Source organism: Nonomuraea cavernae (assembly GCF_040655715.1).
Lineage (GTDB): Bacteria > Actinomycetota > Actinomycetes > Streptosporangiales > Streptosporangiaceae > Nonomuraea > Nonomuraea cavernae_A.
In genome coordinates this window covers 229,726-239,598 of the sequence record NZ_JBFAKL010000005.1, presented here as the reverse complement: position 1 = coordinate 239,598, position 9,873 = coordinate 229,726, and the positions used below count along the sequence as shown (strand labels likewise).

Sequence of the window (9,873 nt, the reverse complement as noted above, 5' to 3'; positions counted from 1 at the left end):
CTGATGCTAAAAGACATTTCGTTTATGTCCAACAAAAAGGGCATGATTCTGCTGATAGGGCTGGTCGCCGTGTTGGTCGCGGGCCTTGGGCTGACCGGGTGTTCGGGCACAGCGGACACCCGTGAGGGGGTGGCGTCCCCGGTCGACCCCAAGCCCAGGAAGGGCAAGGCCGCCTGTACGGTCACCGACAAGCTCATCCCGTCCTGCGGCGCCTGGTGGGGCATGGCGCCCGAGATCTTCACCGGCGTGCCCGTGGACCAGGCCATCCGGAGCGCGGAGCAGCGCATGAGCACGCACGCCGACGTGGTGCACGTCTATCACCGCACCAGTGAGTTGTTCCCCACCGACCGGGAGATCCGGCTGGCCCGCGACCCCGCCCGCCCGAGGCTGCTGCTGATCAACTGGAAGCCGTCGTTCGATCACACCTGGGCGGAGATCGCCGGCGGAGCCCTCGATCACCGGATCGACCGGCTGGCCGCCTACATCCGGCGTACGTTTCCCGAGCGGTTCTTCCTCACCATCCACCACGAGCCCGAGAACGACGTCCGCGCCGGACAGGGGTCGGGCATGCAGGCGGCCGACTACGCGGCCATGTACCGCCACGTCGTGCTCCGGCTGCGCGAGAAGGGCGTGAAGAACGCGGTCACGGTCATGACCTACATGGGCGCCCCCAACTGGGCGGCCAAGGCCTGGTTCGAGGAGCTCTACCCGGGCGACGACGTGGTCGACTGGGTGGCGATGGACCCCTACGCCGACAGTGACGTGCGCGACTTCGCCGGCCTGGTCAACAAGACCCGGCCCGACTTCCCGCGCTGGCCCGGCTTCTACCGGTGGATGCAACTGCGTTTTCCCGGAAAGCCGGTCATGGTGGCCGAGTGGGGCGTGTTCGAGGACGCCGGCTCGCCCAAGGGCGCCTTCTACCACTCCGTACGCACCCAGATCCGCAATTATCCGCAGATCAAGGCCCTGATCTACTTCGACTCACCCCAGGCGCCGCGCGGCAACACCAGTTTCGACACCGAGCCGACGACCGGCAGGGCGTTCACCACGCTCGCGCGCGACCCGCACTTCCGCTCGACCCGGGTGCCGCTGCCCTGACCCTCGCCGGTCAGCGCACCCAGCCGCCGGCCCGCAACGCGCCCAGCACCTGGGAGACCGCCGCCTCGATCGACAGGTGGGTGGTGTCGATGACCAGGCCGGCGTCGTCCGGCTCCTCGTAGGGGTCGGAGACGCCGGTGAACTCGGGGATGAGCCCGGCGCGGGCCTTGGCGTACAGGCCCTTGCGGTCGCGGCGCTCGCACTCCTCCAGCGGGGTGGAGACGTGCACGAGCAGGAAGTCGGCGCCGACCGACTCGACCAGCTCGCGCACCTCCGCGCGGGTGGCCTCGTAGGGGGCGATGGGCGCGCAGATGGCCAGGCCGCCGTGGCGGGCCGCCTCGGCGGCGACGAAGCCGATGCGCCGGATGTTGAGGTCGCGGTCGGCCTTGGAGAACGTCAGGCCCTTGGACAGCAGGGCGCGCACCACGTCGCCGTCGAGGTAGGTGACCGTGCGGGTGCCCAGCTCCAGCAGCGCGTCACGCAGGCCGCGGGCGACGGTGGACTTGCCCGAGCCGGACAGGCCGGTGAAGAACACCACGAGGCCGCGCCGGTGCGGCGGGCCGGGGATGCGCACCGGCTCGGGGCCGGCCAGGTGCTCGGTCGCGCCGTAGGCGGTGGCGACGTGCTCGCGCAGCTCCAGGTCGATCTCGGGCTCCTCGCGCGGCGCGAGCGGCACCGGGACGACGAGGGTGCCCTCGGGCAGGTGGTCTCTGGCCCGCAGCGCCGCCCTGACCACCGACGGGCCCGGCTCGCCGTACGAGAGGGGGAGCAGCACGATCACCGCGTCGAGCTCCTTGGCGGTGGCGGTGATCTCGGTGAGGTCGTCGAGCGGCCCGCGCATCGTCACGACCAGCGCCGGGCGCCCGCCGAGGGCCTCGCGCACCTGGGCTGGGGTGCGGTGGAGCCGGGCGAACGGGCCGTGCTCCGGCGCGCCCAGGCCGCGGACCGGACCGGCGGTCAGCCCGTCGGGCTCGTGCTCGGTCACGGTGAGGACGGCGAGCGGCACGCCCTCGGGGTCGAGCAGCGTGACCTCGTCGCCGGGGGAGCCCGGGGAACCCGGAGAGCCGGGAGAGCCGGGGGAGACGTCGGTGGGCAGACGCAGCGTGACCGGCGCCGGCCAGGGGGTGCCGTCGGCGAGGGTGCCGCGCTCGGTGACCGTGTGCAGGTCGTCGTGGCCCAGGAACCCCGAAAGGGGCTGGAACGCTCCGGACAGCAGCAGCTCGAGATCGGCCAGCTCGTACGCGTCGGGGGTGTGCTCCACGTTCAGATCCCAAGTGCTCCGGCTACGTGACCGTCATAGTGTGTCACTAGATGAGACGTGCGAAGTGGTTCTGCGGCTTCCTGATGACCATGGTGATCTCGTCGTGTGACGAGGGGTGACGGCCGCGGCTCAGCCGGTCGGCCAGCGTGACGGCCGTGCGGCCGAGGCGGCCCAGCGCGGGGCCGCTGGTCCTGGTCTCGTCGTCGGTGATCTGCAGGCCGCGGCTGAGGCAGAAGGCGTGGATGCCGTCGTACGAGGTCAGTGGCTCGTAGACGGCGGGCAGCGGGCCGGGCGTGCCGTCCGCCACCAGGTGGCGCCAGAGCGCACGACGCAGCCACCCCGGCGTGAGGCGGTCGCACAGGCCGTAGGCCGACTTGCGGTCGCGCATCCGCAGCAGCACCAGCCCGCCGGGCCGCAGCGCCTGGAGCAGCCGGTCGAAGACCAGCTCCGCGTGGTGGATGCGTTCGAGCAGGAACGACAGCTGGATCACGTCCACCGACCTGGGCGGCACCGGCGCGGACCGCAGGTCGCCCAGCGACCAGGTGACCAGGTCGGCTCGTTCCTCGACCACGCTCCTGATCACCGGCAGATCCTCGTCGACCCCGGTGAGCCGGGTCTCGATCCGGTCGAGGGCCAGCGGCTCGTCGTGCGCGCATCCGGCGATCAGCAGGTCGAGCCGCCTGCCGAGTTGACCGGCCCAGTGCTCGCGGATCCGTTGATCGAAGAGGCCGCCTTCAGGCGCGACCGACCGCACTTCAGACATGTCGCTTAGAGTAGTCGAGCTATCACGATTAGTGAGGGATTTCCCCCTGTCAGCGTTCCGGGACCGTGGACGACCGCGTGTACGCGGGCAAGGCCGACCTCGACGCGGCGGGCGACAGCGGATGGCCGCTCGGCTGGTTCTGACGGTTCGTTGGCCTTCTGTGGCGGGGTACGCGGTCGTGCGGGCCGAGGCGGCCAGTACCCTGGAGAACTACACCCCCGCGACCTGTCCCGGCCGGGGGTAATCGTGTTGCCGTCGTGGGGCTGTGGGCGTATCTGATGAGTCTTTCCGGGCTACTTGACCTTGTTGCCGCCGACCCGAAACTGACCGCCGCGCTCGAAGAGGGCGGCGACGTCTCGCTGGTGGCGCCCTCCGCGTTGCGCCCGTTCGGCGTGGCCGCGCTGACCGGGCACGACCAGCGCACCGTGCTCGCGGTGACCGCGACCGGCCGTGAGGCCGAAGACCTGGCCTCCGCTCTGACCAGCCTCATCGAGCCGAGTTCCGTGGCGGTCTTCCCGGCCTGGGAGACATTGCCGCACGAGCGGCTCTCGCCGCGCAGCGACACCGTGGGCCAGCGGCTGGCCGTGCTGCGCCGGCTCGCCCACCCGGTCAAGGGCGACTCGGCGGCCGGGCCGCTCAGCGTGGTCGTGGCTCCGGTGCGCGCGCTGCTGCAGCCGATCGTGAAGGGTCTCGGCGACCTGGAGCCGATCCGGCTGAGGGCGGGCGACGACGCCGACCTCGAAACCGTCGTGGACGACCTGGTGGGCAACGGCTATCACCGGGTCGACATGGTGGAGAAGCGTGGCGAGGTCGCGGTGCGCGGCGGGCTGCTCGACGTCTTCCCGCCCACCGAGGAGCACCCGCTGCGGCTGGAGTTCTGGGGCGACACCGTCGAGGAGATCCGCTGGTTCAAGGTGGCCGACCAGCGTTCGCTGGAGGCGGCCGAGGACGGGCTGTTCGCGCCGCCCTGCCGTGAGTTGCTGCTGACGCCCGAGGTACGGGCGGCGGCGCGCGAGCTGGCCGGGCGCTACCCGGCGCTGGCCGAGGTGCTCGACCAACTGGCCGAGGGCGCGCCGGTGGAGGGCATGGAGGCGTTCGCGCCCGTGCTGGCGGGTGAGATGGACCTGCTGCTCGACCACCTGCCCGCCAGGGCCGCGGTGTTCGTGTGCGATCCCGAGCGGATCAGGGGCCGGGCCGAGGAGCTGGTGCGTACGTCCCAGGAGTTCCTGGAGGCGTCGTGGATCAACGCGGCGGCGGGCGGCGAGGCGCCGATCGACCTCGGCGCGGCGGCCTTCCGCGGGCTCGACGAGATCCGCGACCACGCCGGTGTGCTGGGGCAGCCGTGGTGGACGATGGCGCCGTTCGGCACGGGGGTCGAGCTCGACGCCCACGACTCCGAGGCGTACCGGGGAGACACCAGGAGGGCGCTCGGCGACGTCAGGGGCTGGCTCGCGGACGGCAAGGCCGTCGTGCTGCTGAGCGAGGGGCACGGCCCGGCCGAGCGCATGGTCGAGGTCCTCAAGAGCGTGGACATTCCCGCCCGTCTTGAGAAATATCTGGACAAGGCGCCTGAGGGGCAGGTCGTCCACGTCACCACCGGCCTGATCGAGCACGGCTTCGTCACCCCCGACCTGGCCGTGCTCACCCATCTCGACCTCGTGGGCCAGAAGGCGTCCACCAAGGACATGCGCCGCCTGCCCTCCCGCCGCCGCAACATGGTCGACCCGCTGCAGCTCAAACTCGGCGACCACGTGGTGCACGAGCAGCACGGCGTCGGCCGCTACGTCGAGATGGTCCAGCGCACCGTCCAGGGCGCCACGCGCGAATACCTGGTCATCGAGTACGCCAAGGGCGACCGCCTCTACGTGCCCACCGACCAGCTCGACGAGGTGACCCGCTACGTGGGCGGCGAGGCCCCCACGCTCAACCGGATGGGCGGCGCCGACTGGGCCAAGGCCAAGTCCCGGGCCAAGAAGGCGGTCAAGGAGATCGCCGGTGAGCTGATCCGGCTCTACTCGGCCCGCATGGCCTCGCCCGGCCACGCCTTCGGCGCCGACTCGCCATGGCAGCGCGAGATGGAGGACGCCTTCCCCTACGCCGAGACCGGCGACCAGCTGGAGGCCATCGACGAGGTCAAGCGCGACATGGAGCGCGGTGTCCCGATGGACCGGCTGATCTGCGGCGACGTCGGCTACGGCAAGACCGAGATCGCCGTGCGGGCGGCGTTCAAGGCCGTGCAGGACGGCAAGCAGGTGGCCGTGCTGGTGCCGACCACACTGCTGGTGCAGCAGCACATGTCGACGTTCACCGAGCGCTTCTCCAGCTTCCCGGTGACGCTCAAGCCGGTCTCGCGCTTCCAGACCGACGCCGAGGTCAAGGGCACGCTCGAAGGGCTGCGCGCCGGCGCCGTGGACGTGGTCATCGGCACGCACCGGCTGCTCAGCCCCGAGGTGCGGTTCAAGGACCTCGGCCTGATCGTGATCGACGAGGAGCAGCGCTTCGGCGTCGAGCACAAGGAGGCCATGAAGCACCTGCGCACCCAGGTCGACGTGCTGGCCATGTCGGCCACGCCGATCCCGCGCACCCTGGAGATGGGCCTCACCGGCATCCGGGAGATGTCGACCATCCTCACGCCGCCGGAGGAGCGCCATCCGATCCTCACCTTCGTGGGGCCGTACGACGAGAAGCAGATCGGGGCCGCGATCCGGCGCGAGCTGATGCGCGACGGCCAGGTCTTCTTCGTGCACAACCGGGTGGCCTCGATCAACCGGGTGGCCGCGCGGCTGCGGGAGCTGGTGCCGGAGGCCCGCATCGCGGTGGCCCACGGGCAGATGAACGAGCAGCAGCTCGAAAAGATCATGGTCGGCTTCTGGGAGCGTGAGTACGACCTGCTGGTCTGCACCACGATCGTGGAGTCGGGGCTCGACGTGCCCAACGCCAACACACTGATCGTCGACCGGGCCGACAACTACGGACTGTCCCAGCTCCACCAGCTCAGGGGCCGGGTCGGGCGCGGCCGGGAGCGGGGCTACGCCTACTTCCTCTATCCGCCGGAGAAGCCGCTCACCGAGACCGCGCACGAGCGGCTGGCGACGATCGCGCAGCACACCGAGATGGGCGCGGGCATGTACGTCGCGATGAAGGACCTGGAGATCCGCGGCGCCGGCAACGTGCTGGGCGCCGAGCAGTCGGGCTTCATCGCGGGCGTCGGCTTCGACCTCTACGTCCGGCTCATGGCCGAGGCCGTGCAGGAGCAGAAGGCCAAGCTGTCCGGCGAGGAGGCGCCCGAGGAGCAACTCGACGTCAAGGTCGAGCTGCCGATCAACGCGCACATTCCGCACGACTACGTCACCTCCGAGCGGCTGCGGCTGGAGGCATACAGGCGGATCGCCGCCATCTCGGCCCGCGTCCACATCGACGAGGTGCGCGACGAGCTCACCGACCGCTACGGCAAGCCGCCGGTCGAGGTGGAAAACCTGCTGGAGGTGGCGAGGTTCCGCATCGAGGCCCGCCGGGCCGGGCTCACCGACGTCACCCTGCAGGGCCAGAACATCAAGTTCGGCCCGGTCAGGCTCAAGGAGTCGCAGCAGGTACGCCTCGACCGGCTCTACAAGAAGGCCATCTACAAGCAGGCCGCGGAGACGCTGCTCGTGCCGGTGCCCAAGACCAAGCCGCTGGGCGGGCAGCCGCTGCGCGACCTCGAGTTGCTCACATGGTGCGGCGACCTGGTCGAGGCGATGTTCCTGGAACCAGCACGGGTAAGCTAGCGGCGGTTTTTGTCGGAAAGGGATGCATGTGAAGTCGATTCGAGTGGCTGTGGCCGCTGCCGCACTGGCTGTCGGGATGACCGCCTGCTCCTCTCCCATGGAGGCGGGCGCCGCGGCCGTCGTCGGGAACGAGCGCATCTCGGCGAGTGACCTGAGCAGAAACGTCAAGGAGTACGAGGCCGCGCTGCGCAAGGCAGGCATCCAGGCCAACCAGATCGGGCTGCCGGGCAGCGTGCCCGAGGTCGTGCTCTACCAGCTGGCCAACGTCAAGCAGGCCGAGCAGCTCGTGCGCAAGGCCGGGGTGCGGATCAGCGAGGGCGAGGTCGACCAGGCCATCGACGCCGCCCAGCAGCAGGGCGCCACCCTCGACCAGAACATGCTCTCCCGTGGCATGGCGCCGAGCCTGGGGCGCGACTACATGCGCATCTCGGTCGGCATCCAGAAACTGCTCCAGCAGTACGGCGGCGGCACCGACGAGGCGGCGCAGCAGCGCGGCAACGAGCGGCTGCAGAAGGAGGCCTCGACCATCTCGATCTCCTTCAACCCGCGTTACGGGAAGATCAACCAGCAGCGCTCGGAGGAGAACCAGGCCCTGTTCATCGACGCGGGCCGCTTCGGCAAGGCCGCCGAGCCCGCCCAGCAGCCGCAGCAGCCGCAGGGATAGCCGTGCCGCTGATCGTCGTCACCACCTCGCCGCGGATCGCGCCGGGCCTGCTGAGTCACCAGGCCTGGCAGGCGCTGCGCTCCGGCCGGGTGCTGACCGGCTCGGAGGACCATCCGCAGCTGCCCTACCTGGCCGAGGCGGGTGTCGAGGTGACGGTCGTCACGCCCGACCCCCGGCGGCTGGCGGCGGAGGCGGTCACCGAGACCGTGGTGTGGCTGGCCGACGACGACGAGCGGTTCATGCGCGACCTCGGGCACGCGGCGATCGCGCTGGACGAGCCGCCGGTGATCGAGGTGGTGCCGGGCTCCTACGACCTGCCGGGCGCCCGGGTGCTCGACCTGGTCGCGGTGATGGACCGGCTGCGCGCGGAGTGCCCGTGGGATCGCAAGCAGACCCACGAGTCGCTGGTCCCGTACCTGCTCGAAGAGGCGTACGAGGTGCTGGAGACGATCGAGCAGGGCGACTATCCGGCGCTGCGCGAGGAGCTGGGCGATCTGCTGCTGCAGGTGGTGTTCCACGCGCGGGTGGCGGCCGACTTCGACATGGACGACGTGGCCGCCGGGATCGTCGAGAAGCTGGTGCGGCGTCATCCGCACGTGTTCGGCTCGGTGCGGGCCGACAGCGCCGACGAGGTCAACGACAACTGGGAGGCCATCAAGGCCGCCGAGCGGGCCGCGAAGGGCGAGGAGACCTCGCTGCTGGACGGCGTGCCGCTCGGACAGCCGGCCCTGTCACTGGCGGCCCAGCTCGTCCGCCGCGCCGAGCGCGCGGGCGCGCCCGAGGCCCTGGCCGCCGCGGTCGGCCAGGGGGTCGGCCGCGAGCTGTTCGACCTCGTCCGCCGCGCCCAGGAGGCCGGCATCGACGCCGAGGCGGCGCTGCGTGCCGCCGCCCGCTCCTACCGCGACCGGGTGCACGCCTGGGAGTCCCGCCGCGAGTCCTGAAGGCGGGCGCGCCGACGGGGTGAGACCGTACCGATAGGCTCTGAACGCATATTGCCTTTCGATTTAGGAGCGCATCCCGTGGCTACCATCGAGGTCGTTTACGCTCGCGAGATCCTCGACTCCCGGGGCAACCCCACGGTTGAGGTCGAGGTGGTGCTCGACGACGGCAGCAGTGGCCGCGCGGCGGTGCCCAGTGGCGCGTCGACCGGCCAGTTCGAGGCGGTCGAGCTGCGTGACGGCGGCGAGCGTTATGCCGGCAAGGGCGTCGAGAAGGCCGTGCTGGCCGTCACCGACGAGATCTTCGACGAGGTCAACGGCGTTGAGGCCGAGGACCAGCGCATCATCGACCAGATCATGATCGACCTGGACGGGACGCCCAACAAGTCGAAGCTGGGCGCCAACGCCATCCTGGGCGTCTCGCTGGCCGTGGCCAAGGCCGCCGCCGACAGCGCCGATCTGCCGCTGTTCCGCTACCTCGGCGGGCCCAACGCCCACCTGCTGCCCGTGCCGATGATGAACATCCTCAACGGCGGCGCCCACGCCGACACCAACGTGGACATCCAGGAGTTCATGATCGCGCCGATCGGGGCCGAGACGTTCCGTGAGGCCGTGCGCATGGGCACCGAGGTCTACCACGCGCTCAAGGGCGTGCTGAAGGAGAAGGGTTACGCGACCGGGCTGGGCGACGAGGGCGGGTTCGCGCCCAACCTGCCGTCCAACCGCGACGCGCTCGACCTGATCCTGGTCGCGATCGAGCGGGCAGGCTACACGGCGGGCGAGGACGTCGCGCTGGCGCTCGACGTGGCCGCCTCCGAGTTCCACAAGGACGGCGTCTACACGATCGACGGCAAGGGCCTGTCGGCCCAGGAGCTCGTCGCCTTCTACGCCGACCTGGTCGACAACTACCCGCTCGTCTCCATCGAGGACCCGCTCGACGAGGAGGACTGGGCCGGCTGGAAGGCCATCACCGAGGCGCTCGGCGACCGGGTCCAGCTCGTCGGCGACGACCTGTTCGTGACCAACCCCGAGCGGCTGGCCCGCGGCATCGAGCACGACACCGCCAACGCGCTCCTGGTCAAGGTCAACCAGATCGGCACCCTGACCGAGACGCTCGACGCGGTCGACCTGGCCCACCGCAGCGGCTACCGCTGCATGATGAGCCACCGCTCGGGCGAGACCGAGGACACGACGATCGCCGACCTGGCCGTGGCCGTCAACTGCGGCCAGATCAAGACCGGCGCCCCCGCCCGCTCCGACCGGGTGGCCAAGTACAACCAGTTGCTGCGCATCGAGGAGACCCTCGACGAGGCCGCACGCTACGCGGGTCGCGCGGCCTTCCCGCGGTTCCGGCGCTAGTTTCGGGTACGGCTCGCGGTGGC

At 70.7% G+C, this 9,873-nt stretch carries 7 protein-coding genes; 5 read left to right on the top strand and 2 right to left on the bottom strand.

From position 1 onward, the window contains the following. Positions 1-42 precede the first annotated feature (42 nt). Positions 43-1,098: a glycoside hydrolase family 26 protein gene (locus tag AB0I38_RS09735; RefSeq protein ID WP_358464788.1), complete on the top strand. Its 1,056-nt coding sequence runs from the start codon at positions 43-45 to the stop codon at positions 1,096-1,098. A 10-nt stretch (positions 1,099-1,108) separates the two neighbouring features. Here the strand turns inward: AB0I38_RS09735 and cysC are convergent, their stop codons facing one another. Together cysC and AB0I38_RS09725 are read right to left on the bottom strand one after the other, a co-directional pair. Continuing rightward, positions 1,109-2,359 carry an adenylyl-sulfate kinase gene (gene cysC, locus AB0I38_RS09730; protein ID WP_358464786.1) on the bottom strand — a complete coding sequence of 417 codons (1,251 nt, stop codon included), beginning with the start codon at positions 2,357-2,359 and terminating at the stop codon, positions 1,109-1,111. A gap of 46 nt (positions 2,360-2,405) precedes the next feature. Further along, the gene (locus tag AB0I38_RS09725; RefSeq protein ID WP_358464783.1) at positions 2,406-3,122 is read right to left on the bottom strand and encodes a class I SAM-dependent methyltransferase; all 717 of its coding nucleotides are present in this window, start codon (positions 3,120-3,122) and stop codon (positions 2,406-2,408) included. A 278-nt stretch (positions 3,123-3,400) separates the two neighbouring features. On the opposite strand from AB0I38_RS09725, the gene mfd reads away from it, so the two are divergent. The 4 genes from mfd (at position 3,401) to eno (ending at position 9,850) form a co-directional block, all read left to right on the top strand. Next, entirely contained in the window at positions 3,401-6,889 is a 3,489-nt protein-coding gene (gene mfd, locus AB0I38_RS09720) for a transcription-repair coupling factor (RefSeq protein WP_358464780.1), read from the top strand. 28 nt (positions 6,890-6,917) lie between these two features. Further along, entirely contained in the window at positions 6,918-7,553 is a 636-nt protein-coding gene (locus tag AB0I38_RS09715; protein WP_358464777.1) for a SurA N-terminal domain-containing protein, read from the top strand. A 2-nt stretch (positions 7,554-7,555) separates the two neighbouring features. After that, positions 7,556-8,494, top strand: coding sequence for a MazG family protein (locus AB0I38_RS09710; protein ID WP_358464774.1), 939 nt, complete (start codon positions 7,556-7,558; stop codon positions 8,492-8,494). Between the two features lie 78 nt (positions 8,495-8,572). After that, positions 8,573-9,850, top strand: a complete 1,278-nt coding sequence (gene eno, locus AB0I38_RS09705; RefSeq protein ID WP_358464771.1) for a phosphopyruvate hydratase — start codon at positions 8,573-8,575, stop codon at positions 9,848-9,850. The last annotated feature ends 23 nt before the right edge of the window (positions 9,851-9,873 follow it).

Excerpts from the sequence above, each read along its gene's own strand:
- AB0I38_RS09735 (WP_358464788.1), top strand. The coding sequence starts at position 43 with ATGATTCTGCTGATAGGGCTGGTCGCCGTGTTGGTCGCGGGCCTTGGG.
- AB0I38_RS09725 (WP_358464783.1), bottom strand. The coding sequence starts at position 3,122 with ATGTCTGAAGTGCGGTCGGTCGCGCCTGAAGGCGGCCTCTTCGATCAA.
- mfd (WP_358464780.1), top strand. The coding sequence starts at position 3,401 with ATGAGTCTTTCCGGGCTACTTGACCTTGTTGCCGCCGACCCGAAACTG.